Raw genomic sequence first — 22,211 nt, 5'->3', positions numbered from 1 at the left:
CGGCCGGTCAGGGTGTCGCTGTCACGGTGAGAACACACAGTTTGTGCTCTCCGACGTCCTCTTCCAGCAGGCTCCAGCCGAGATTGAGGTAGAAGTCGCTTTTTTCCGGCAGGGCGCAGAGATAGATCGTCTCGAAGCCGCGGGCCAGTGCGATCCGGGCTGCATGGCGGACGATGGCGCCGCCTGTGCCCTTGCCGCGGTGCTGCGGATCAACCCAGACGGCGGCGATCCATGGCGTATAGTCCGGTCGTTCGTCCAGGTCGGACGCGATCACCGATGCCGTCCCGTGAAAATCATCGCCATCATGGGCAATGACCGCAAAGGGGAAGCCATCCGGATTGAGGTTTTCGCGGACGCGTGTCTCTATCTCATGGCGCGCGGTGCCCTTTTCCTTCCACCACGCAAGCCAGATCCGGTCTGCGACGGTTGCGCAGAAATCCGGGCGGTCGTTGAGGTCCGATATCGTGCACGCGCTTTCGGTCACCGCCCCTCGCGGTACCATGTGGCGGACATCGCGAAGAGCAGGGCGGCAAGGCCGAGGAGACCGGCAAACAGGGGGAGGGAGTTGACCCCCTTGAGGATGGTCTCGTCGGTCATGCGCAGCGACAGGCGCTGGTCGTCGGCCACCCGCAGCGCACCGCGCACAGGCAGGATCGGCGGCAGGTCGATGGTCCCGGAGGCGTCGGCGACACGGCGCACCAGCCCCTTGGTCTTATCGGCCCAGGGCTTCAGCGTCTCCTCGGTCGAGATCGTCGCCTTGAACTCCGGCGCATCGACGCTGCCCACATGGACAAGCGTGGTCAGTTCGCCATTGGCGATTTCGAAAAGTCCGGTCTCGCTGCTGCCAAGGTCGGCCTTGTAGAGGCCGGGTTCGCTTTCGATCAGCGGCACCTGTTCGGTCTTGCCCGACGGCGTCGTCACCGTGGCAGCGCCCGGATCGCCCTGGATGGTCTGGCGGGTGATCTCCAGGGCGCGGTTGGCGGCGCGTGCCGTCAAGGCTTCCTCTTCCAGAGCCGGTTCCTGCATCAGCCAGTGGGCGGTGCGGCGGTAGAGCGAAACGCTCGGGCCGCCGCCCTCGAAGCCGCGCGCCCAGAGCCAGCCCTGATCCGACAGAAGCATGGCGACGCGGCCCTTGCCGACACGGTTGAGCACCAGCAGCGGCTTGCCGTCGGCGGCATTCATCACGGTCTGGCCAAGCGGTTGCTGCACATCGACGGTGCGGAACCAGCGGCCCCATTGCGGCGGTTCGCTGCCGGCGCCTTCCAGCCCGCGGGTGACCGGATGTTTCTTGCCATCTTCCGACAGGCGCGGATAGAAGGCCTCTTCGTTCATGACGCCCGTCGGGCTTGCCGGCAGGACTGCGGACAGCGGTGTCGTCGCAATCGAATCGTCGCCGGCATGTTCCGGCCCGGCTGCAATCAGAAGCGCGCCGCCGTTTTCCACATATTGGGCGATGTTGTCGTAATAGAGGATCGGCAGCACACCGCGATGCTGGTAGCGGTCGAAGATGATCAGGTCGAATTCCGAGATCTTGTCGACAAACAACTCGCGCGTCGGGAAGGCGATCAGCGACAATTCGTTGATCGGCGTGCCGTCCTGCTTTTCCGGCGGGCGCAGAATTGTGAAATGCACCAGATCGACGGACGCGTCCGATTTCAGGAGATTGCGCCAGGCGCGTTCGCCGGCATGGGGCTCACCCGAGACAAGCAGCACGCGCAGGTTCTCGCGGATGCCGTCGAGCACGTGCACGGCGCGATTGTTGGCCTCCGTCACTTCGCCGGGCACGGGACTGACCGCAAATTCAAGGATGTTGTTGCCGCCGCGCGGAACGGTGAAGGCAAACGGCACGTCGGTGCCCGGCTCGGTCTGTTCCGTGGCGATTTCGTTACCGTTGAGACTGATCCGCACTTCGGCCGTGCCACCCGGTGCCTGCCCGTCGTCGATGACCCGGAAGGTCACCGTCTGCTCTTCGCCGACAATGCCGAAGCGCGGGCCGCTGACCACTTCGATGCGCCGGTCGAATTCGTCGGGCCGACCGGTGATCAGCCCGTGAATCGGCGCATCGAACCCGAGCGGCTGGTTGACGTCGGGCACGTCGTGGATCTGGCCGTCGGTGATGAAGATCGCACCGCCGACACGGGCTGGCGGCACATCGGCAAGGGCTGTCGAGAGTGCCGAAAACAGTTTTGTCGACGGCGTCTCGGTGTCCGGATCGTCCGCCGCCTCGACGATGCGCGCCTCGATCTGCGGAAACTTCGCCAGGCGCTCCTTCAGGGTCGCAAGGGCTTCATCGGTCATCTGCCGACGCCCGGCATCATCCTGGCTCTGGCTGCGATCGACGACGACGGCAACGATACTCGATAGCGGTTCGCGTTCTTCTTGGAAGAAGACGGGGTTGGCGATGGCAAGACATAGCGCTGCGAGCGCTGCTGCACGCAAGGTCGTTCCGCGCACGCCACGCCAGAAGCCGAGCGCCGACACCATCAGCGCGAGCACGGCTATGAGGGCGATCACGGGCCAGGCGAGAAGGGGCAGGAAATCGACTGTCATCGGCGCGTCCTCATTGTCCGAGCCGCTCGAGCAGCGCGGGTATATGGACCTGATCGGCCTTGTAGTTGCCGGTGAGCATGTACATCATGATATTCACCCCGGCGCGAAACGCATGCTCGCGCTGAGTCTCGTCCGGCGGGACGGTGGGCAAAAGTGCGACACCGCTGGCATCGACGGCCCAAGCACCGGCAAAATCATTGCCGGTGATCATGATCGGCGAAACGCCATCACCGGAGCGCGCCGGTCGCCCGCTCTGGTCCTCGCTGTTTTCCGGCTGCGCCTCGATCCACAGCGGGCTGCCATTGTAGCGACCTGGAAAATTCGAGAGCAGGTAGAAGGACTTGGTCAGCACGTTGTCGGTTGGAACGGGTTCCAGCGGGGGAATGTCGAGATTGGCGAGGATCGCCTGCAGGCGATCGCCGTTCGGACTGTTGCCGCCCGAGCCACCGAGGGATGAAAACTGGTCGCGTGTATCGAAGAGAACCGTACCGCCGGCGCGCATATAGGCGTCGATGCGGCTGACCGCCTGCGGGCTCGGCATCGGCGCATTGGCGGACACAGGCCAGTAGATCAGCGGATAGAAGGCAAGCTCATCCGAGGCGATGTCGAGGCCGACAGGCAGGCCGGGCTCGAGCGTCGTGCGATAGGTGAGGAAATCGGTGAGGCCGGACAGCCCGCGCTCGGAGAGGCGATCGACCTCCGCCTCGCCGGTGACGACATAGGCGAGATGCGTCCGGTCGAGGCGCTCGAGGATCGTATCGTCGCCGGGTTTTAAGTCCTGCGCCATTACCGGGCCGGGGTTGAGGATCAGGGCTGCGGCGGCAAGCGCCAGCAGGCTGGCAGTGGCGGTCCGCGGCAGGCGCATCCGTGCGAAGACACCGGCCATGAACAGGACGACGAGGCTGTCGATCAAAAGCAGGATCATGGCAAGCGTGAAGAGCGCCGGTTTCAGCGACACGGCTTCGGTGCCGATCAGCGGTTCGCTGGTATAGGCGGTTGCAAGGCCGGTCGTATCGATCGGCGCCAGCTCGGCATTGCGCGGCAGGAGGTTGAGGGCGGTGAAGCCGTCTTCCGAGCCATAGAGACCGGGCGGGTGTTCCGCTGTGGAGACGGGTGCCGTACCGGTGGCCACCTCCAGCGGACGGGCCTTGCCGGTTTCGCTGACCAGCACGCCATCGGCATTCAGCAGGCGGTAGGGCGCGAGCGTCTGCGCCTGTGCATTGCCGTCGCTGGCGACACCGCCGCCGCGCGCCAGTTGAACGCTGCGGCGCAGCATCTCGACGAAATCGCCCGAGATCGGCAGGTTGGACCATGTCGCTTCGGCGCTGACATGGAACAGGACGATGCGGCCGGCACCGGTGGTTCGGGTGGTCACCAGCGGCGTGCCGTCGGCAAGACTTGCCCAGGTGCGCTCGGCCAGATCGGCCGTCGGTTCGGCCAGAACCTGGCGCTTGACCAGAATATCCTGCGGCCGCGCCATGCCGGCAAACGGGCTCAGCGCGGGATAGTCGGCCAAAGCCTGCGGCTCGGACCAGGACAAGGCGCCGCCGAGGGCGCGTTCGCCCTGTCGCAGCGTGACCGGCACCAGCGGATCGTCGGAGGGCGCGGCTGCAAGGCGCGGCCCGGCAAAGCGGATCAGCGTGCCGCCATTCTCGATCCACTGGCTGATCGGCGCATAGCTCTGCTCCGGCAGGCGGCCGATATCGGCCATTATCAGCACGGACGGCTTCTGTTCCAGAAGCGCGGGGATCGCCAAGGCAAGATCTGCCTCTTCGGGCTGGATCAGTTCGGCATAGGGCGCAAGCGCGCGATTGATATAGTAGAGCGGCGACAACAGAGGCTGCGACAGGTCGCGCGCTTCGCCCGACAGGAGTGCCACGCGACGGCGACGGAACCCGTCGTCGAGCAGGAAGGTCCCGCCGGCGCTCGCCGCGCCGTCCATGCCGATGCGGGCAAAATCGTTGCGCAGTTCGAACGGAGCGGCAATCGTGCCCTTGGCGGTGCCTTCCCCGGCGGCAAAGGCGATCGTACCATTGGCGATCGCGCGTCCCCGCGTGTCATAGGCGGTGATCGGGACGGTGCGTGCCACAGCTTTGTTGAGGCGGCTGGCCGTGACCGCCATGGCATCGGATTCATTGGCCGAATCGGTCATCGCCAGCGCCTGTTCGCCGTCACCCGCGATCAGCCGGAGATTTTGTGGGGCAAGGCTGGCGAGATCCGTCATGGCCGTATCGTCCCCGGTCGCGATGCCGTCGGACAGGAACGCCAGGGTTCCGATCCGTGTAGCATCCAGCGCAGTCGTGATTGCCTCGACTGCCGTCTTGCGGTCTGCTCGCAACGGTTGCGGCGCAGCAGCGGCGAGCCGGTTGCGGGCTGTCGCGGCAGAGGCCGGGACGGCATTGTGCTCGCGGTCCGTGGTAAACGCAATCGAGACGGGCAGATCCCTGGCCTCGGCATCGCCGATCAGCGCATCTGCGGTTTCGACGCGGCGTTCCCAGTCGCTGGCGGTCGCCCAGCTGTTGTCGATCAGAAGAACCAGCGGCCCCTCGGCAGAGAGCGTGTTGGTGCGCGGATTGAACACCGGGTCGGCGATCGCAAGGATCACGGCGGCCGCCATCAGCATGCGCAGAAGCGTCAGCCACCACGGGCTTTTCGACGGCGTTTCCTCGCGCTTCAGAACGGAGGCGAGGATGCGCAGCGGCGGAAAGACTTCCGTCACCGGCTTTGGAGGCGTCAGCCGCAGCAGCCACCAGATGGCGGGCAGGGCGACGAGCGCCGCCAGCATCAGCGGATTGGCGAAGAGGAAGGACAGGCCGCTCACAATTGGCCTCCATGGGTGGCGCGTCCCGGCATGCCCGACAGATACATGTGGACGGCAACCAAAGCTTCGGAGGCGAGATGGTCGGTGCGATGCGGCGTGAACGTCCAGCCGAGATGGCGCAGGCTTTCGCCCATTGTGTCGCGCCGGGCAAGATAGGCGCGGCGATAGTCGTCGCGGACGATCTCGGCGCGGCCGGCGGTCAGTTTCTCGCCAGTTTCGGGGTCGGTGAATTCGGTCCGCCCGGCATAGGGAAAACTTTCCTCGGCGGGGTCGGCAACCTCGACCACGTGGCCGCGCAGTCCGCGCCGGGCCAGCGGCCCGAGCCGTGCCATGATGCGATCGGTCGGATCGAGAAAATCACCGATCAGGATCAGGTCGCTTGATCCCCGGATCATCTGGGTCTCGGGCAGGCCGCCCGACAGCGGCGTGTGCATCAGCGCCGTTGCCAGCCGTTCGGCAGCATTGCGGGCGGACACCGGTTCCATGATGCCGGGGCAGCCGATGCGCTCGCCGGACCGCGCGAGGATTTCCGCAAGCGCCAGCATCAGCACCAGCGCCCGGCTTTCCTTGGACACCGCGCCGAAGCGGGATTTGTACATCATCGATGGCGACAGGTCGGCCCACAGCCAGATCGTGTGGGCGGCTTCCCATTCGCGGTCGCGGACATAGGTGTGATCGTCGCGGGCCGAACGGCGCCAGTCGATGCGCGACAGGCTTTCGCCGTCGCTATAGGGTCGGAATTGCCAGAAGTTTTCACCCACGCCGCGCTTGCGCCGCCCGTGCCAGCCGGAAATCACGGTGTTGGCGATGCGTTTGGCCTCGACCATGCAGTCGGGAATGAGCATGGCGCGCTGCTGGGCGCGGTGAAGCACGTCTCCTGAAGGTGTCGGTTCAACGCTTTGCCCGATCGCAGCCATTCACTCTTCCCTGGGCCTAGCCCTTAGCCTTGGTGACCAGCCCGGCAACCACATCGCGGACCGTCATGCCTTCGGCGCGAGCTGCAAATGTCAGTGCCATGCGGTGTTGCAGAACCGGTTCCGCGAGCGCCATGATGTCGTCTATGGATGGTGCCAGCCTGCCGTCGTAGAGCGCCCGGGCGCGGGCGCAGAGCATCAGCGACTGGCCTGCGCGCGGGCCGGGTCCCCAGGCGACGTTCTTGTCGGTCTCTGCATTGCCGTTGCCGGGGCGGGCGGAGCGGACCAGCGAGAGGATTGCGTCGACAACCTTTTCGCTGACGGGCATCTGCCGGATCAGGTGCTGGATCGACTTCAACTGGGTCGCGTCGATGACGCCACGCGCTTCGGATTCGTGGATACCGGTCGTTTCAAGAAGAATCTGGCGCTCGGCGGCCAGTTCGGGATAACCGACGTCAACCTGCATCAGAAAGCGGTCGAGCTGGGCTTCGGGCAGCGGATAGGTGCCCTCCTGCTCCAGCGGGTTCTGGGTCGCGAGAACGTGGAAAGGCTGCGGCAGGTCGTTGCGCTGGCCGGCGACCGTGACGTGATATTCCTGCATGGCCTGCAACAGCGCCGACTGGGTGCGCGGCGAGGCACGGTTGATTTCGTCGGCCATCAGCAACTGGGTAAAGATCGGACCGGGCACAAACCGGAAGGACCGGCGGCCGGTTTCGTCCTGGTCCATGACTTCGGACCCGAGAATATCCGAAGGCATCAGGTCGGGTGTGAACTGGATGCGGCTGGCATTGAGGCCGAGCACGGTGCCGAGCGTCGAGACCAGCTTCGTCTTGGCAAGACCGGGAACCCCGACCAGCAGCGCATGGCCGCCGGACAGGACGGCGAGCAGCGTCTGTTCGACGACGCTTTCCTGACCGAAGATCACCTTGCCGACTTCCTTGCGGATCACGGCGATTTCACTCAGTGCCTTTTCGGCTGCCGCAACGATGGCCTTGTCGTCCATGGCCGTGTCGGCGGTTTTCATCACACCCATCGTCGTCTCCAGTGGCCGGTCGGCGGATCGCCGAATCGCGAAATATGCTGTTTCGATCGTCTTTTTCAATCTAGGCTATGCCCGGCGGCTGACAAGCCAAGGGCACTGCACTATCTCGTGAGAAGGATACGAAGCCCGGACAGCATTCGGGCACGATCACCACCAAACGGGACGGAACGATGGCAGAGGCGAAAATACACGCGGCAGCAGATGCCGCCGGTCTGGCGGCGCTGATTACCCGTGCCGCCGGCCAGACGGGCGACGGGAACAAGGGCCTGCCGCCCATAGAGCGTTGGAATCCGCCGTTTTGTGGCGATATCGACATGGAGATCCGCGCCGATGGCACATGGTTCTACATGGGTACGCCGATCGGTCGGCAACCGCTGGTGCGGCTTTTTTCCACCGTGCTGCGCAAGGAGGAAGATGGCAGGACCTATCTCGTCACGCCTGTGGAAAAGGTCGGCATCCGCGTCGTCGATGCGCATTTCATCGCGGTCGAGATGAATGTCGGCGATCGCGACGGCCAACCGATCCTGACCTTCCGCACCAATGTCGGCGATGTCGTCGAGGCGGGGCCGGAGCATCCGCTGCAGTTCGTCATTCATGGCGACAACAAGGAACTGAAGCCCTATTTGCATGTGCGCGGCCGGCTCCAGGCGCTGGTTTCGCGCCCTGTCATGTATGATCTGGTGGCGCTCGGCGAAACAGTCGTAATCGATGGTGTGGCGATGTTTGCGCTGCGCTCGTGCGGGGCCGTGTTTCCGGTCATGCCGGCCGCCGAGCTGGACATGCTGTCGAAATGACCGTTCTCCAGAGCAATCTGTTTTCTGCCGAAGGTTTTCGCCGTCGGGCCCTTGCCCAGACCGGCAGCCCGATCGACGATGCCTGGCGCGAACATGGCGATTTCCTGCTCAATCCGGATGTTGTTCCCTATCTTGAGACCTTGCAGTTGAAGGACGCCGCCGTGCTGGTGCCGGTCGTTGATGATGGCGCGGATGCGCGGGTGATCTTCACCCAGCGGACAGCGACGCTGCGCAAGCATTCCGGCCAGGTGTCCTTTCCAGGTGGGGCCATCGACGCGGCCGATGACACGCCGGAAGTGGCCGCGCTGCGCGAGGCCGAGGAGGAGATCGGCCTTGATCGCCGCTTCGTCGAGCCGATCGGCCGCCTGCCGCATTATATGGCGCTGTCGGGTTTCCGGATCATTCCAGTGCTGGCCATCGTCCGGCCCGGTTTCGATCTCGTTGCAAACCCGACCGAGGTCGAGGCGATCTTCGACGTGCCCTTGTCGTTCCTGATGGATCCGCGCAATCACGGCACGGGCCTTGCCCACTGGCAGGGCGCCGAGCGGCAATTTTACAGCATGCCCTATGGCGATCGCAACATCTGGGGTATCACGGCGGGAATTGTCCGGATGCTCTATGAAAGGCTTTACGCATGACCTCGATTGCCGCCGAAACCTGGTTTTCGGCGCCGGCGCTGCGACGCGTCTTTGATCTGTTGAATGCCGATGGTGGCGAAGTGCGTATCGTGGGCGGCGCCGTGCGCAACGCCCTGATGGGGCTTGCGGTCGGCGATATCGACATGGCGACGACGCTCCTTCCGGACGAGGTCGTCCGCCGGGCGCAGGCAGCCGGCATCAAATCGGTCCCGACCGGGATTGCGCATGGCACCGTCACGCTGGTGATCGACCGGCAGCCGTTCGAGGTCACCACGCTGCGCCGCGATGTCGAGACCGACGGTCGCCATGCCGAGGTTGCTTTTGGAACCGACTGGACGGTGGATGCGGCGCGCCGGGACCTGACGATCAACGCGCTCTATGCGGATGCAAACGGCGAGGTCATCGATCTCATCGGTGGCATGGCCGACATCGAGACCCGCACGGTGCGCTTTATCGGCGATGCGCAGGCGCGTGTTGCGGAAGATTATCTCAGGGTTCTGCGGTTCTTCCGCTTCTTTGCCTTTTACGGCTCGGGCCGCCCCGATGCCGATGGTCTGCGGGCCTGCGCGCAAGCGAAATCCAAACTCTCGACACTGTCGGCCGAGCGTATCTGGTCGGAGACGAAAAAGCTGCTTGGCGCGCGCGATCCGGGCCGCGCCCTGCTCTGGATGCGGCAGGCCGGTGTTCTGACCGCCGTCCTGCCCGAGACGGAAAAATGGGGTATCGATGCGATCCCGGCCCTGGTTGCGGCCGAAACCGTCCTGCAGTGGCAGCCGGACCCGCTGCTGCGCCTCGCGGCGATCGTGCCGCCCGATGCGGAACGGCTGGAAGCGATGGCCGCGCGTTTGCGGCTGTCGAAGGTCGAGGGCGGTTCTTTACAGCAATGGGCGACATCGCCACCTGTCGCCGATACGATCGCCGACACCGCCTTCGATCGGCTGCTCTACTGGTACGGCCCGGCAGGGATCATTCCCAGGCTGAAGCTGATGCTCGCCGGCCTTCGCGCGAAAGCAGAGAACGACCCGGCGCTGCTGCCGCAGATGGGCAAGCTGCAGCGTCTCCTGACGCGTGCGGCAGATTGGAAAAAGCCAGTTTTTCCGCTGTCCGGAACCGACGTCCTTCAGACCGGTATCACGGCTGGGCCGCGTGTCGGGGAAATCCTGGCGGCCTTGGAAAAGCAGTGGGTGGAGGGAAACTTTCATGCGGACCGGGCAACGCTGGTTGCCCGGCTGGGATCGATGGTATCCTGACGCCGGTCAGGCTGCCTTCGTCTCGTTGACGAGGCGGGCGCGGATGTTCTCGATCATGCTTTCGCGGATGGTCGTTTCGCCATGGGTCTGTTTCATATGGTCGACGGTGCGTCGGATGACCTCCGCATCGCTGTCGGCGCGGGTGTGCCAGTCGCAACCGGGCACGAGAGAACCGCATTCAAAAAGTCGCATGATGTTCCTCCTTGTCTGTTCAGCTATCTGGGTCTTTTCTCTGTGTTCGTCGCGGGCGATCCGGCCCGCGCGGCAAGCATAACACGAACCGGCTTACGGGCCGAATTGTTCCGGTAAGGGCGACCGCATGCCATGAAATGGCCGTTCGAGGGTCAAGACATCACCCGGACATGGCCCCATTCCTCCCTTTCGAGGGTCACATTGTCGCCCGATCGATCCCCGACCCTGTGCCCGGTCGACAGGAACAGCAAGCAGGCTTGTCTTTGCAACGTTGGTTATCTGGCAAAGCGGGTCGTCTCGCGCTGGTCCCGTCCTTCAGACACAGAACCGAGAAGGAACTGAACGAATGACCATTCGCCACATGCCCATTGCCGCGCTCGGCGCTGCCGTCCTCAGCCTCGTCGTCATCGGCGCGCCGGCCTTTGCCCAGCAAAACACCGCCCCGCAGGCCAAGCCGATCGAGGGCCAATCTAGCGAGGGCCAATCTAGCGAGGGCCGGTCTAGCGAGGGTCAGTCCATGGAACAGGCGGCGCCGGCCGCGATCTCCGACGAGAAGCTGCAGGCCTTTGCCGTCGCCTATCTGCAGGTCGACAAGGTGCGTCAGGATTATTCTGCAAAGATCGGCGCGGCGAAGGATTCGACTTCCAAGCAGAAACTGCAGAACGAGGCCAATCAGCAGATGATCAAGGCCGTCGAGACATCGCCGAACATGTCGGTCGAAGACTACAAGACCGTGATCAGCGCCGCGCAGACCGATCCCGTCATTGCCAAGAAACTGCAGGAAAAACTGCAGGCACCGGCCGCAGCACCGTAAACCAACGCGTCTTTGCGTTGAACGTCGGGCCGCCGCCCCTGGCGGCCCTTTCGCTGTCAGAAACAGCTTTAGAAAAATCCCGGTTTGGTGCTATGCCTTGCGCCCATCGTGACACGTTCAAAGGCATGCCAGATACCATGACGTCTTCCCTGCAAATGGAATTGACCGCCGCCATCCGCAACATTCCGGACTATCCGAAGCCCGGCATCATGTTCCGCGATATCACCACGCTGCTCGGCAATCCGCGCGCCTTTCGCCGGGCGATTGACGAACTCGTTCATCCCTATGCCGGCACCAAGATCGACAAGATCGCTGGCGTCGAGGCGCGCGGCTTCATCATGGGCGGTGCGATGGCACACCAGATGTCTTCGGGCTTCGTGCCGATCCGGAAGAAGGGCAAGCTGCCGCACGATACCGTGCGCATTGCCTACAGCCTGGAATATGGCGTCGACGAGATGGAGATGCACCGGGACGCAATCACGCCCGGCGAGAAGGTCATTCTCGTCGATGACCTGATTGCCACCGGCGGCACGGCCGAAGGGGCGGTCAAGCTCCTGACCCAGATGGGGGCCGATATCGTCGCTGCCTGCTTCATCATCGACCTGCCGGACCTGGGTGGCCGCAAGAAGCTCGAGGCGCTCGGCGTCAACGTCCATACGCTGATCGAATTCGGCGGACATTGAGCGGAGATTGTTCATGCGGTCGATCACCGATGCATTGAATGCCGCGGCCGGTGACGGCCTGATCACGCCCGATCAGGCCAATCGGCTTGCGCCCTATTTTCAGCAGACAGCCGATGCCGTGGCGCGGCCGGCTGAAGACGGCTTGATTGCCGAAGACAGCGAGCAACCGCGGTTTGTGCGTGGCTTCCACGATATCCTGATCACCATCGGCGTTTTGATCGTGCTGACGGGCGCGTCGGGGCTCGGTGGTCCTTTCGCCAGCCTGCCATTGATCGTCGCGCTTGCCGAAGTCCTCATTCGCCGCCAGCGTCTGGCGTTGCCGGCCGTGGTGATTACGATTGCCCTCGTCTATTGGACAGCAACGCTGTCCGTGGTTTTCCTGGGTGACTACCTGGAGGGACAACCCGGCCTGCTTGCGGCTCTTGCGATGCTTGCGCCGGTTCCGCTTGTTGTTGGCCTGTTCTATTGGCGCTATCGCGTGCCACTCGCCCTGGCGCTGGCCGTCGTGTCGCTCGCCGGGTGTTTCGTGCTTGGTGTTCTTGTGCTGATCGGCAAGGTCTTGGGAGCGAACGTTATTTTCGAGACACATCCGCACCTGGTCTCGGCAGTTTTCCTTGTTGTTGCATTCGGGCTGTTCGCGCTGGCGATGCGCTATGATGTTTCAGACCCTCTGCGGCAGACGCGGCGGTCCGATATCGCCTTCTGGCTGCATCTCGTGACGGCGCCGGCGCTGCTCTACGCGATGCTGTCTCTCATTCTCCTGCGACAGTTCACACAACCGGTTTTCGAAATGCCGACAGGTTATGCTGCTGTCGTCATGGTGATCGTTGCGGCGTTCATGCTTCTGGGGCTGATTATCGATCGCCGCGCTTTCGTCACTTCGGGCTTGATCTCGCTCGGCTTTGCGATTTTTGCGCTGATCAATCGAAGCGGATTTCAGGGGGTGGAATATGGCTTCACAACCCTGCTGGCGGTCGGCGTCGTGGTTCTGGCCATCGGTATCTTCTGGGTGCGGCTGCGCCGGCTTGTCATGCGCCCGATGCCCTCTGCCATCGCACGGCGGCTGCATCCGGCGTTCTGACGTCATGCAGGGGATCAGGGAAACTCGATCACCTTGCTGTCGAAGCGTATGACCGCTTCACCGTTCTGGTTCTCGCCCTCGCAACGGATGGTGTTGATCCGCCATCCCGGTCGCGATTCCAGGTCCTTGGCGGCAAGGAACGTCACGAAATAGGTGATGCTGTCGCCGGCAAAGACCGGTCGCAGCCAGCGCAGATCGGCAAAGCCGGGGGAGGGGCCAAGTTTCGGCGCAACGATACCGTCCTTGCCCAGCCGTATCGTTTCGCTTGTCCAATACGGCACGAAGCACTTCATCCAGCCGGCGCATGTGTGCCAGCCCGACGCGCAAAGCCCGCCGAACAGCGATTGACGCGCAGCCTCCGGATCAAGGTGAAACGGCTGCGGATCGAATTGTCCTGCAAAGCGGATGATGTCGTCCTGGGTGAAATCCACGGTCCCGATCCGGACTTTCGTGCCTTCGGGATGAAGCTCCGACAGTTTCATGCGGCCTCTCCTGAAGGGCGGCAGCGGATCAAGTTGGCATATTCGCAGATGGCGACGACGTCCCCGCGCTGGTTGGTGACGGTGGCCCGGAACGTGACGATGCCGATCTCCGGTCGGGATTTCGACACGCGTGCGGCGGTGACGCGGCTCTGGCCGGACAGCGTGTCGCCGGCCAGCACCGGTTTTTTCCATTCCATGCTGTCGATCCCGGGCGATCCCTCGGAGGCGCTGTTGCCGATATAGCTGTCGCAGAGCATGCGCATCATCAGGGCGCTGGTGTGCCAGCCGGAGGCTGCAAGGCCGCCGAGGATGCTCGCCGCACCATCCGCCTGCGAAAGATGCATCGGCTGCGGATCGAATTCGCTGGCAAAGGCAACAATTTCGTCTGCGGACACAGGTGTGGGGCCGAGCGCGAAGGCGCGCCCCGGCGTAAAGTCCTCGATATGGAGACGATCTGCCTGCATCCGGTGTTCCTTCCTTCCCTGCGATGTGCAGTATGCAGCTTATGCCTTGGAAATCCTGGAGGGTCTATGGCGGGTTGGGTGGATGACGCAGGCTTTCTGGCTGGACTGGAGCCGCAATGGCGGGAAGAACTGAGGGCCTGCAAGCCCGTTCTGGTGCCTGTGCGCACGACGCTGTTTCGTCCCGGCGATCACGCACAGAGCTTTGTCGTGCTTTTGTCGGGCAAGATCGGCGTTTACCTGACCGGGCGCAACGGTCGTGAACTTCTGCTTTATTCGGTGACGCCGGGGGAAACCTGCGTCCAGACGACCCTCGGTGTTCTCGGCGGAGCGCCCTATTCGGGCGAGGCGCTGGCGGAGACGGATCTGGTGGCGGTTCTTGTGCCACCGGCCTTGTTCGAGCGCCTGATGGCAGGGTCGGCGGGCTTCAGGCATTTCGTCTTCAAGGCGTTTGCTGCGCGCCTGGGTGATCTGATGTTCGTGCTGGAGCAAGTGGCCTTCGTCAAAGTGGAGCAGCGACTGGCCCATGCGCTGCTGGAGCGGGCCGGGCCGGATGGGCTCGTCTCCATGACGCATCATGACCTTGCCGTGGTGATCGGCACGGCTCGCGAGGTGATTTCGCGCAGGCTGGAGGCCATGCAGTCGAAAGGTCTGATTGCCAACGAGCGGGGAGCGATCCGCATTCTCGACCGCCCGGCGCTCAGCCGAATGGCGGCACAAGACTGAGTTCTTTCGATCCCGTGTGACTTAGTCACCGTGAAGCCTGCAACGAGGTTCTAATGTGAGACATCACCACACGGAACCTTGAAGGGAAAAACGCATGTTTGCCAAGAATATCGGGTCCATCGACCGGCTGTTGCGCATTGTTGTCGGGGTGGCGCTGCTGGCGCTGTTCTTTCTCTATCCGGCTGCGCCCTGGCGCTATTTCACGCTGATCGGCGTGGTGCCGCTGCTGACCGGACTTCTGTCGACCTGCCCCCTCTATTCTCTCCTCGGCATTTCGTCATGCCCGGCAAAGCGGATCTGACAGTGTCCGAAGATCAGCCGAGAGGGATCGCCTGACACTGAAACGGCCGCCCCTCGAATGAGGGACGGCCGTTGTCTGTCTTGCTGCTGTCTTGCTGCTGGCTGGCTGTCTTGCTGTGATCAGGTGTTGAAGCGGAAATGGATGACGTCGCCGTCCTGCACGACATATTCCTTGCCTTCGTCGCGGCCCTTGCCGGCTTCCTTGGCGCCCACTTCACCATTGTAGGTGATGTAGTCGTCATAGGCGATGGTGAAGGCGCGGATGAAGCCGCGTTCGAAATCCGTGTGGATGACGCCGGCGGCGCCCGGCGCCTTGGTGCCGCGCGGAATGGTCCAGGCGCGTGTTTCCTTGGGACCGACGGTGAAATAGGTGATGAGGTCGAGCAGCTTGTAGCCGGCACGGATCAGCTGGTCGAGACCGGCTTCATGCAGGCCGAGCGCCTCGAGGAATTCCTTGGATTCGTCATCCGGAAGCTGTGCGACTTCCGATTCGATCGCAGCCGAAATGATCACGGTCTCGGCACCCTGCGCTTTCGCCATGGCTTCGACGGCCTTGGTGTGGGCGTTGCCGGTTGCCGCGTCCGCCTCGGCGACGTTGCAGACATAGAGCACCGGATGCGAGGTCAGGAGATTGAGGCTCTTGAGGATCTCGACTTCCTCGGGCGAGAGCGTCGGCACCAGCGTGCGCACCGGCTTGCCGTCCTGCAGAAGCTTCAGCGATGCGTCCATGATCGGCAGCAGCGTCATGGATTCCTTGTCCTTGGCGCTGGCGCGCTTGCGGGTCTGCTCCGTCCGGCGCTCGAGGCTTTCGAGGTCGGCGAGCATCAGCTCGGTCTCGATCGTCTCGGCATCGCCAACCGGGTTGATGCGGCCTTCGACATGGGTGATGTCGTCGTCTTCGAAGCAGCGCAGCACGTGCACGGTGGCGTCGACCTCGCGGATATTGGCGAGGAACTTGTTGCCAAGACCTTCACCCTTGGAGGCGCCGCGCACCAGACCGGCAATATCGACGAAGGAGATGCGGGTCGGGATCAGTTCCTTCGACTTCGCGACATCGGCAAGTTTGCGCATGCGTGCGTCGGGCACGGCCACTTCACCGGTGTTCGGCTCGATGGTGCAGAACGGATAGTTCGCCGCCTGCGCCTGCGCCGTTTTGGTCAAGGCGTTGAAGAGGGTGGACTTGCCGACATTCGGCAGTCCGACGATACCGCATTTGAAACCCATGAGACTGGTCCGTTATTCTTGAAACTCTTGCCCTGCCTATGAGATAAAGGAGGAAGGCGGTCAAGCCTTGCGTGCCCTTGCAGGGTGGTTTCGACCGGCAATCCGACATTGCAGCAGGACAGGAACGGGCTTTGCCCTTCCGCGGAGACAATCATGGCAGACCAGAAGGATACGGTCGTCGACCGGAAAACCCAGACCAAACCGAAGCTCGAGCGGCCGAAACTCTACAAGGTCATCCTGCTCAACGACGACTACACGCCGCGCGAATTCGTGATCATGGTGTTGCAGTCGGTGTTCAACATCGGTCCGGAAACCGGCTACCGGCTGATGATGACGGCGCATAAGATGGGGTCCTGCGTCATCGTCGTCTGCGCAAAGGACATTGCGGAGACCAAGTCGAAGCAAGCGACGGATCTCGCCAAGGAAGCAGGCTTCCCCCTGATGCTGAGCACCGAGCCGGAAGAGTAGGGCGCGTCGCTACTCGCTCTTGTCGCCGCCGCCGAACAGCTTTTTCAGCATGTCGGCCATCGGGCCTGTGGTCGGCAGTTTTTTCGGCTGAAAGCTGTTGTTGGCCTGGCGGATATGGGATTTTCCCACAGGCTTCGGCCTGGCCGCGGCGGGCTCAGGCTCCGGCTTGCCGCCGGTGGCGAGCGCGATCTTGTTCATGAATTGCGAATCTTCGCCGCGGGCCAGCATCTCGGCATTGTCGGCCAGCGCGTCGAGCAGCGGCTCCAGCCAGACCCGCTCGTTCTTGCCGAAATCCCCGAGCACATGGCCCTGCACGCGTTCCTTCGATCCGGGATGATCGATGCCGAGCCTGAGGCGGCGGTAGTCCTTGCCGATATGCGCGTCGATCGACTTGATGCCGTTGTGGCCACCATGGCCGCCGGCGGTCTTGATCCGGGCCTTGCAGGGAGGCAGGTCGAGTTCGTCGTAGATCGCCAGCACCGCGCCCGGTTCCAGCTTGTAGAAGCGCATGGCCTCGCCGACCGATTCGCCGGACAGGTTCATGAAGGTCTGCGGCTTCAACAGCAAAAGCTTCTGGCCGGCCACCTCTCCCTCGGAAACAAGGGCCTTGAACTTCTTGCTCCAGGGCGAAAAGCTGTGACGACGGTGAATGGCGTCGACGGCCATGAAGCCGATATTGTGCCGGTTTCCGGCATATTGGCTGCCCGGATTCCCAAGGCCTGCGAAAATCTGCATGACGATCTCTTCCCGGGGCACCCTGCAGGCGACGCGCCCGCCCGGATGCTGCATGACACTTTACAGCACGGCACCCCGCGCTGCTGTTGACTGTCTTCCATCGCGTTGGCGCGCGGAAGTCAACCATGGCGGCCCGACCAGCGGCTATTTTGCTGTGTTTTCATAACGCCGGTAGATCTCCGCCTGGCCGCCATCCTTGATGAGCCCGTCAAGCTGCGCCTGCATCCTGGCAATGCGCGTATCGGCAACGGCAAGATTGCAGGCAATGCCTGCGCGCGTGCCTTCGAGATCGAGCACGGATTCGATCGGCTCGCCTTGCTGTTTCAGGCTTTCATAGGTGGTGTTGGTCATGATCATCAGCTGTACCCGTTCGCTCAACAGCTTCCTCAGCGAAATATCGAGACTGGGGGCGCTGTCAAGCTGCGGAAATCCCTGCTGTTCGGCATAGGTCTCGGCCGAATCGTCGCGATGCACGCCGATGATGAAGGACTTTGCCTCCTCGAGTGTCTTTGGCTGAAAGGATTGGCCCTGCTTGCGGACCATGATCATCCTGTCCAGCACCAGCGGCTGGACCCATTTGAACCGTGCCTTGCGCTCCGGCAGCAGAGCCGTCGTGAAGACGCAGGTATCCGGCGTGCTCTCGGCAAGCGCAAAGGCCCGGGCCCAGGGCTGCATCTCCATGGTGAAGCCGATGCCGGAGCCTTTCATGATGGCCCGCACCTGATCGACGGATATGCCGCGCAGTTCATCGTTCTCGCTATAGGAAAAGGGCGGGTAGTTCTCTGTCAGGAGCTGCAGCTCCTGGCCCTGGGCGGAGGAAGACCAAAGGACAAGGAGCGTGGGGATCAGACGTCTCATGATGTTTTCCTGTCGATGGGGACGAGACGCCTTTTCCGGGCGCAGGCGCGCTTGCGTGATGGCTGCAGGGTGGCCAGCGATGTTACCTGTTTTTTCGCAAACCGTATTTCGCAAAAATGCGATCCTGGACGCCGTCCTTGATCAGCCTGTCGAGTGCGCCCTGCATCGCGGCGATCGTCGCGTCGGGGACAGCGAGATTGCAGGCAAATCCGTAGGCCTTGCCTTCGAGCGTCAATGCGGCCTCGACCGCCTTGCCATCGGCGCGCATGGTCTCGAATGTCTTTTCCGAGGTCATCATCAGGTCGATGCGACCGCTCAGGAGCTTCTTCAGTGTCGATTCCATATCGACAGCGAGGTCGACCCGGGTGAAGTTGTTGTTCTTCAGATAGGTACTGGATAGATCCTCGCGCTGCGTTCCGACGGTGAAGCGCTTTGCGTCTTCGACGTTCAAGGGCTTTACGGCGGAGCCAGCCTTCTTGAGCATCACCATGCGGTCGAGAAGCAGCGGCATCACCCATTTGAAGCGCGGGGCCCGGTCTTCGTCATAACCGGTGGTGAAAATGCAGGTGGATGGCTGGCTTTCGGCCAGCGAGAGAGCCCGTGCCCACGGAAGGATCTCCATCCGATAGTCGATGCCGAGCGCCGCCATCATGAGTTCGGCCTGTTCGACCGATGCACCGCTCAGCTGGCCGCCAGCGCTGAACTATACGGCGGATATTCTTCGCTCAGCAGCCTGAGCGGCTCGGCACGGGCAGGGCAGGAAAGGGCAAGAAGAAGTGCAAGAGTTGCAGATTTCATACCATTTCCCGCTTTGGTGTGTCATGCCAGATTGCTGGCTTTTGCTTCGGAATTCGTCTCGAGCATTTGTAACATGCTTTCGATCGGCATGGGTTTGCTGAACAGAAAACCCTGGCCATAGTCGAGCCCCAGCTTGCGCAGCAATTCCCATTGATCCTGTGTCTCGATCCCCTCCGCGACAACCGTACAGCCCATCTGGTGCGAGATCGTGCGAATCCCCTTGATCAACATCCGGCTCTTGCGGCGGACATCCGCCGTGCCGGTGCTGAGCGAGCGGGTGAAGGACTGATCCACCTTGACGATATCGACCGGAAACCGGTTGAGATAGCTGAGCGAGGAATAGCCGGTGCCGAAATCATCGAGCGCGATGCGGCAGCCGAATTCGCTGAGTTGCTTGAGGACGGCATGGATATGCGGGTTGTCGAGCATCAGAACCGCCTCGGTGATCTCGATGACGATGCGGTTGGGCGCGATATGGTGCTTGAGGAGGAGGGCTGCCAGCTTGTGCGGCAGCGTCTCCTCGAATTGCAGTGGCGAGAAGTTGATCGCCAGATAGGTTTCCTGCGTGCCATCGAGCCGGGAGATCCGGGCCAGATTGTGGATCGCTTTCTCCATCATACGCTCGCCGACGAGCGCGATCGTGCCGGTCTCCTCGGCAATGCCGATGATCTTGGCGGGTGGAAGGATGCCTTTTTCCGGATGATTGAGCCGCATCAGTGCCTCGAAGCCGGCGATCCGGCCGTCGCTCAGGCTGACGATCGGCTGAAGATAGGCTTCGAACCAGTCTTCCCTCAGTCCGGATTCGATATATTGCTCGATTTCATGACGCTCCCGCGCCGTATCCAGCATGCTGGCATCGAAGATCTGCATACCGTTCTTGCCGTCGCGCTTGCGGGCATACATCGCCATGTCGGATTTCAGCAGCAGTTCGGCGGCGTTGGCCGCATGGATCGGGTAGAGCGCGATACCGACACTGGAACTGACGCACAGCTCGGCGCCTTCGATGAGGATGGGTTCGCGCAGACTGGCACAGATCCGCTCACCGATCTCGCTTGCCAGGGCTTCGACGTCGCGCGCCATAACGAGGATTGCAAATTCGTCGCCGCCGAGCCGTGACATCGTGTCGTCGGGCCGCAGCGTCGTCTTGATCCGCGAGACAACCTGCCGAAGCACCTCGTCCCCGGCAGCATGGCCGAAATTGTCGTTGATCCATTTGAAACGATCGAGATCGATAAAGAGGCAGGCGAGTTGCGTTTCGCGCTCGTCAGCCTGGCGGATGCTGTTATCGAGCGCGGCTTCGAAGCCCTGCCGGTTCAAGAGACCGGTCAGGTGGTCGGTAATCGCCTGGGCATGGTTGCGACTCTCGGCCTGCTTCAGCTCCGTGACATCCGTCATGACCGAAAGCGACGTGGTGCCGTCGGCATCGCAGGTCGCCGAGTTCATCTCCAGGATCAGCACTGTCATCGCTTCGCCGTTGGCGCGGACGAAGGGAACGGTGACTTCGCAGATGTTGGCGTGCGTCGCGTTGACATGGGCGTTTCGCGCCCGGTAGGTTTCATGCCAGTGCTCATGGACGAAACTGGTAAAGGCGCGCCCGACGACGTCGTCGCGGGCATAGCCGGTGGCCAGCAGCCAGTAGTCGCTGACGGCCGTGATGCGGTTTTCCGTGTCGAGCGAGAACAGCATTGCGGGCGTCTGGTTGTAGATGTCCTTGGCTCGGCTGTGCGCCAGCTGCAGTTCCTTTTCCTCGCGGTCGAGGCGGATCTGCATGTCGTTGAAGTTCTCGGCAAGACTGCCCATTTCGTCGTCGGACGTCCAGTCGACATGGTGACGCGACCCGAGGCGTCGCGTTGCCTCTATGGCTGCGGTCAGGCGCATGAGGGGGCGGATGACGGTGATCCGGTTTCCGATGATGGCGGAGGCAAACACGATGCCGACGGCAAAGATGAGGATGGCGAAAACGCTGATTTCGTCCATGCTGAAGCGCGACAGCAGTCCGGGTGCGGCGACCCAGACATCGATGTTGCCAACCTGCCTGAGCCCGGTGGACGAAACATAGTGGATCGGTGTGTTCAAAGAGGTGTGTGGAATGCTGGCATCAATGGTGCCGGCCGGCAGTTGTACGGAAATCGATTCGGAACTGTCCTTGATATGAACCAGGATGACATTCGGGTCGTCGGTCAGGGATCTGGCAATCTGCGTGACGCTATCGGCATCAAAGTCCCAGAGCGGCTTTCCGAGAGCCTTGGCACTGGCTTCCATCAGCACATGCGGGTTATGGACGCGTTCCCGCGCCAGCCGGTCCGAAGACAGCGTCAGGAACAGGACGAGCAGAGGCGCCACGAATATCAGCATCGCGGCACAGACGATTGCAATAAATCGGTTCTCGACGGAATGCATCATCGTGCGCATTCCGGCGGCTTGCGGCTTTCAAATATCATTTAGGATTCTCGTACATAAATGCCGTTAAAATCCCCCACCACTAAAACACCATCAAAGTCTTAAAGCTTGCTGAAATTCGTCCGTGAAAAGTTGTCTTCCGGTAGCAGGGCACATCGTTTTTCTCGGTCCGCTTGCAGACACGTGTGGCTGTGCGCACGAAAAAACCCGCCCCTGCGGGCGCAGGAGCGGGTCTTGTGGAGATCGTCTCATCCGGCCTTGCGGCCGTCAGGCGAACCTTATTCTGCTTCGGCTTCTTCGGTCGTGCCGCCAGCAGGCTGGGCGATCGTGGCGATCGTGAAGTCGCGATCGGAAATGACCGGGGTCGCGTTCTTCGGCAGCGTGATGTTGGAGATGTGGATGCCGTCGCCGATCTTCAGGCCGCTCAGGTCGGCCGTCAGGAATTCCGGAATGTCGTCGGCCGGAACAACCAGTTCGACTGCGTGGCGAACGATGTTCAGAACGCCGCCGATCTTGATGCCCGGGGACTTTTCTTCGTTGACGAAGTGAACCGGAACTTCAACGGTCACGACGCTGTCCTTCGAAACGCGAAGGAAATCAACATGCATGGTGAAGTCGCGGACCGGATCGAGCTGGTAATCCTTCGGCAGAACCCGGATCTTCTCGCCGCCAACGTCGATCGTGGCGATCGTGGTCATGAAACCACCGGCGTGAATCTTCAGGGTGACTTCCTTGGAAGACAGGGAGATCGAAATCGGAGTCTGCTTGTCGCCATAGATGACAGCAGGAATAAGACCGTTGCGGCGCAGTTCACGGGAGGACCCCTTACCAACCCGTTCGCGCGTTTCGGCCTTGAGCTCATAGGATGCGTGGCTCATGGTCGTACCTTTCTGGTGTTTTTGGAGAGTTTGCCGGTCCAGACGTGGTCCGGAAAACCGAGGCCGGTGAAAACCTCATCCGCGTTTGCCTCCAAGGGTGTC

Annotated in this window: 23 protein-coding genes; 9 read left to right on the top strand and 14 right to left on the bottom strand. The window is 62.4% G+C overall.

Annotated elements, in window-relative coordinates; translation table 11 throughout:
* Positions 1-7: 7 nt before the first annotated feature.
* The 5 genes from AX760_RS12285 to AX760_RS12265 are packed head-to-tail and all read right to left on the bottom strand — an operon-like array spanning position 8 to position 7,318.
* On the bottom strand, positions 8-502 hold the full coding sequence (locus tag AX760_RS12285) for a GNAT family N-acetyltransferase (protein WP_071833171.1): 495 nt from the start codon (positions 500-502) through the stop codon (positions 8-10).
* Positions 481-2,550 carry a hypothetical protein gene (locus tag AX760_RS12280; protein ID WP_071833170.1) on the bottom strand — a complete coding sequence of 690 codons (2,070 nt, stop codon included), beginning with the start codon at positions 2,548-2,550 and terminating at the stop codon, positions 481-483. The genes AX760_RS12285 and AX760_RS12280 overlap by 22 nt, the downstream gene beginning before the upstream one ends.
* Positions 2,551-2,560: 10 nt before the next feature.
* The gene (locus AX760_RS12275) at positions 2,561-5,374 is read right to left on the bottom strand and encodes a DUF4159 domain-containing protein (RefSeq protein ID WP_083531169.1); all 2,814 of its coding nucleotides are present in this window, start codon (positions 5,372-5,374) and stop codon (positions 2,561-2,563) included.
* Positions 5,368-6,288 (bottom strand): DUF58 domain-containing protein, encoded by a 921-nt coding sequence (locus tag AX760_RS12270; protein WP_071833168.1) that lies wholly within the window; start codon positions 6,286-6,288, stop codon positions 5,368-5,370. Before AX760_RS12270 ends, AX760_RS12275 begins: the two co-directional genes overlap by 7 nt.
* Before the next feature lie 16 nt (positions 6,289-6,304).
* On the bottom strand, positions 6,305-7,318 hold the full coding sequence (locus tag AX760_RS12265; protein ID WP_071833304.1) for an AAA family ATPase: 1,014 nt from the start codon (positions 7,316-7,318) through the stop codon (positions 6,305-6,307).
* Between the two features lie 179 nt (positions 7,319-7,497).
* On the opposite strand from AX760_RS12265, the gene AX760_RS12260 reads away from it, so the two are divergent.
* Genes AX760_RS12260 through AX760_RS12250 form a run of 3 tightly spaced genes read left to right on the top strand, consistent with a single transcriptional unit; the run spans position 7,498 to position 10,009 of the window.
* Positions 7,498-8,121 carry a DUF1285 domain-containing protein gene (locus AX760_RS12260; protein WP_071833167.1) on the top strand — a complete coding sequence of 208 codons (624 nt, stop codon included), beginning with the start codon at positions 7,498-7,500 and terminating at the stop codon, positions 8,119-8,121.
* The gene (locus AX760_RS12255; protein ID WP_071833166.1) at positions 8,118-8,759 is read left to right on the top strand and encodes a CoA pyrophosphatase; all 642 of its coding nucleotides are present in this window, start codon (positions 8,118-8,120) and stop codon (positions 8,757-8,759) included. The genes AX760_RS12260 and AX760_RS12255 overlap by 4 nt, the downstream gene beginning before the upstream one ends.
* Positions 8,756-10,009: a CCA tRNA nucleotidyltransferase gene (locus tag AX760_RS12250; protein WP_071833165.1), complete on the top strand. Its 1,254-nt coding sequence runs from the start codon at positions 8,756-8,758 to the stop codon at positions 10,007-10,009. The genes AX760_RS12255 and AX760_RS12250 overlap by 4 nt, the downstream gene beginning before the upstream one ends.
* A 6-nt stretch (positions 10,010-10,015) precedes the next feature.
* On the opposite strand, the gene AX760_RS12245 is transcribed toward AX760_RS12250, so the two are convergent.
* A complete protein-coding gene (locus AX760_RS12245) occupies positions 10,016-10,201 on the bottom strand; it encodes a DUF1059 domain-containing protein (RefSeq protein WP_071833164.1) in 186 nt (61 codons plus the stop codon).
* A 346-nt stretch (positions 10,202-10,547) separates the two neighbouring features.
* On the opposite strand from AX760_RS12245, the gene AX760_RS12240 reads away from it, so the two are divergent.
* The 3 genes from AX760_RS12240 (at position 10,548) to AX760_RS12230 (ending at position 12,779) form a co-directional block, all read left to right on the top strand.
* On the top strand, positions 10,548-11,015 hold the full coding sequence (locus tag AX760_RS12240) for a DUF4168 domain-containing protein (RefSeq protein WP_071833163.1): 468 nt from the start codon (positions 10,548-10,550) through the stop codon (positions 11,013-11,015).
* Positions 11,016-11,152: 137 nt separating this feature from the next.
* On the top strand, positions 11,153-11,698 hold the full coding sequence (locus AX760_RS12235; protein ID WP_071833162.1) for an adenine phosphoribosyltransferase: 546 nt from the start codon (positions 11,153-11,155) through the stop codon (positions 11,696-11,698).
* A gap of 13 nt (positions 11,699-11,711) precedes the next feature.
* Positions 11,712-12,779 (top strand): hypothetical protein, encoded by a 1,068-nt coding sequence (locus tag AX760_RS12230; RefSeq protein WP_071833161.1) that lies wholly within the window; start codon positions 11,712-11,714, stop codon positions 12,777-12,779.
* Positions 12,780-12,793: 14 nt separating this feature from the next.
* On the opposite strand, the gene AX760_RS12225 is transcribed toward AX760_RS12230, so the two are convergent.
* Positions 12,794-13,261, bottom strand: a complete 468-nt coding sequence (locus AX760_RS12225; RefSeq protein ID WP_071833160.1) for a MaoC family dehydratase — start codon at positions 13,259-13,261, stop codon at positions 12,794-12,796.
* Positions 13,258-13,725 carry a MaoC family dehydratase gene (locus AX760_RS12220; RefSeq protein ID WP_071833159.1) on the bottom strand — a complete coding sequence of 156 codons (468 nt, stop codon included), beginning with the start codon at positions 13,723-13,725 and terminating at the stop codon, positions 13,258-13,260. Before AX760_RS12220 ends, AX760_RS12225 begins: the two co-directional genes overlap by 4 nt.
* Before the next feature lie 66 nt (positions 13,726-13,791).
* Between AX760_RS12220 and AX760_RS12215 the strand changes: the two genes are divergently transcribed.
* Together AX760_RS12215 and AX760_RS12210 are read left to right on the top strand one after the other, a co-directional pair.
* On the top strand, positions 13,792-14,448 hold the full coding sequence (locus AX760_RS12215; protein WP_071833158.1) for a Crp/Fnr family transcriptional regulator: 657 nt from the start codon (positions 13,792-13,794) through the stop codon (positions 14,446-14,448).
* Between the two features lie 94 nt (positions 14,449-14,542).
* Positions 14,543-14,749 (top strand): YgaP family membrane protein, encoded by a 207-nt coding sequence (locus AX760_RS12210; protein WP_071833157.1) that lies wholly within the window; start codon positions 14,543-14,545, stop codon positions 14,747-14,749.
* Positions 14,750-14,868: 119 nt separating this feature from the next.
* Here the strand turns inward: AX760_RS12210 and ychF are convergent, their stop codons facing one another.
* Complete coding sequence (gene ychF, locus AX760_RS12205; protein WP_071833156.1) at positions 14,869-15,972, bottom strand: redox-regulated ATPase YchF; 1,104 nt, start codon at positions 15,970-15,972, stop codon at positions 14,869-14,871.
* A gap of 153 nt (positions 15,973-16,125) precedes the next feature.
* Between ychF and clpS the strand changes: the two genes are divergently transcribed.
* A complete protein-coding gene (clpS, locus tag AX760_RS12200; RefSeq protein ID WP_071833155.1) occupies positions 16,126-16,440 on the top strand; it encodes an ATP-dependent Clp protease adapter ClpS in 315 nt (104 codons plus the stop codon).
* A 9-nt stretch (positions 16,441-16,449) separates the two neighbouring features.
* Here clpS and pth read toward each other — a convergent pair whose 3' ends face one another.
* The 5 genes from pth to AX760_RS12175 all read right to left on the bottom strand — a co-directional run bounded on the left by pth (position 16,450) and on the right by AX760_RS12175 (position 22,109).
* Positions 16,450-17,175: an aminoacyl-tRNA hydrolase gene (pth, locus tag AX760_RS12195; protein WP_071833154.1), complete on the bottom strand. Its 726-nt coding sequence runs from the start codon at positions 17,173-17,175 to the stop codon at positions 16,450-16,452.
* 144 nt (positions 17,176-17,319) lie between these two features.
* Positions 17,320-18,033, bottom strand: coding sequence for a substrate-binding periplasmic protein (locus AX760_RS12190; protein ID WP_071833153.1), 714 nt, complete (start codon positions 18,031-18,033; stop codon positions 17,320-17,322).
* Positions 18,034-18,115: 82 nt separating this feature from the next.
* Entirely contained in the window at positions 18,116-18,685 is a 570-nt protein-coding gene (locus AX760_RS12185) for a substrate-binding periplasmic protein (protein ID WP_245295003.1), read from the bottom strand.
* A 167-nt stretch (positions 18,686-18,852) separates the two neighbouring features.
* Entirely contained in the window at positions 18,853-21,234 is a 2,382-nt protein-coding gene (locus tag AX760_RS12180) for a putative bifunctional diguanylate cyclase/phosphodiesterase (protein WP_071833303.1), read from the bottom strand.
* Positions 21,235-21,509: 275 nt separating this feature from the next.
* Entirely contained in the window at positions 21,510-22,109 is a 600-nt protein-coding gene (locus AX760_RS12175; protein WP_071833152.1) for a 50S ribosomal protein L25/general stress protein Ctc, read from the bottom strand.
* Positions 22,110-22,211 lie beyond the last annotated feature (102 nt).

Source organism: Pararhizobium antarcticum (genome assembly GCF_001885585.1).
Taxonomy (GTDB): Bacteria; Pseudomonadota; Alphaproteobacteria; order Rhizobiales; family Rhizobiaceae; genus Pararhizobium; species Pararhizobium antarcticum.
This window is presented reverse-complemented; position numbering and strand designations above follow the sequence as displayed.

Coding starts and splice junctions, on each gene's coding strand:
- AX760_RS12245 (WP_071833164.1), bottom strand. CDS start 10,201: ATGCGACTTTTTGAATGCGGTTCTCTCGTGCCCGGTTGCGACTGGCAC.
- ychF (WP_071833156.1), bottom strand. CDS start 15,972: ATGGGTTTCAAATGCGGTATCGTCGGACTGCCGAATGTCGGCAAGTCC.
- AX760_RS12180 (WP_071833303.1), bottom strand. CDS start 21,234: ATGATGCATTCCGTCGAGAACCGATTTATTGCAATCGTCTGTGCCGCG.
- AX760_RS12280 (WP_071833170.1), bottom strand. CDS start 2,550: ATGACAGTCGATTTCCTGCCCCTTCTCGCCTGGCCCGTGATCGCCCTC.
- AX760_RS12190 (WP_071833153.1), bottom strand. CDS start 18,033: ATGAGACGTCTGATCCCCACGCTCCTTGTCCTTTGGTCTTCCTCCGCC.
- pth (WP_071833154.1), bottom strand. CDS start 17,175: ATGCAGATTTTCGCAGGCCTTGGGAATCCGGGCAGCCAATATGCCGGA.
- AX760_RS12250 (WP_071833165.1), top strand. CDS start 8,756: ATGACCTCGATTGCCGCCGAAACCTGGTTTTCGGCGCCGGCGCTGCGA.
- AX760_RS12265 (WP_071833304.1), bottom strand. CDS start 7,318: ATGGGTGTGATGAAAACCGCCGACACGGCCATGGACGACAAGGCCATC.
- AX760_RS12230 (WP_071833161.1), top strand. CDS start 11,712: ATGCGGTCGATCACCGATGCATTGAATGCCGCGGCCGGTGACGGCCTG.
- AX760_RS12185 (WP_245295003.1), bottom strand. CDS start 18,685: ATGATGGCGGCGCTCGGCATCGACTATCGGATGGAGATCCTTCCGTGG.
- AX760_RS12270 (WP_071833168.1), bottom strand. CDS start 6,288: ATGGCTGCGATCGGGCAAAGCGTTGAACCGACACCTTCAGGAGACGTG.
- AX760_RS12225 (WP_071833160.1), bottom strand. CDS start 13,261: ATGAAACTGTCGGAGCTTCATCCCGAAGGCACGAAAGTCCGGATCGGG.
- AX760_RS12240 (WP_071833163.1), top strand. CDS start 10,548: ATGACCATTCGCCACATGCCCATTGCCGCGCTCGGCGCTGCCGTCCTC.
- AX760_RS12175 (WP_071833152.1), bottom strand. CDS start 22,109: ATGAGCCACGCATCCTATGAGCTCAAGGCCGAAACGCGCGAACGGGTT.
- AX760_RS12235 (WP_071833162.1), top strand. CDS start 11,153: ATGACGTCTTCCCTGCAAATGGAATTGACCGCCGCCATCCGCAACATT.
- AX760_RS12215 (WP_071833158.1), top strand. CDS start 13,792: ATGGCGGGTTGGGTGGATGACGCAGGCTTTCTGGCTGGACTGGAGCCG.
- AX760_RS12220 (WP_071833159.1), bottom strand. CDS start 13,725: ATGCAGGCAGATCGTCTCCATATCGAGGACTTTACGCCGGGGCGCGCC.
- AX760_RS12285 (WP_071833171.1), bottom strand. CDS start 502: ATGGTACCGCGAGGGGCGGTGACCGAAAGCGCGTGCACGATATCGGAC.
- AX760_RS12210 (WP_071833157.1), top strand. CDS start 14,543: ATGTTTGCCAAGAATATCGGGTCCATCGACCGGCTGTTGCGCATTGTT.
- clpS (WP_071833155.1), top strand. CDS start 16,126: ATGGCAGACCAGAAGGATACGGTCGTCGACCGGAAAACCCAGACCAAA.
- AX760_RS12260 (WP_071833167.1), top strand. CDS start 7,498: ATGGCAGAGGCGAAAATACACGCGGCAGCAGATGCCGCCGGTCTGGCG.
- AX760_RS12255 (WP_071833166.1), top strand. CDS start 8,118: ATGACCGTTCTCCAGAGCAATCTGTTTTCTGCCGAAGGTTTTCGCCGT.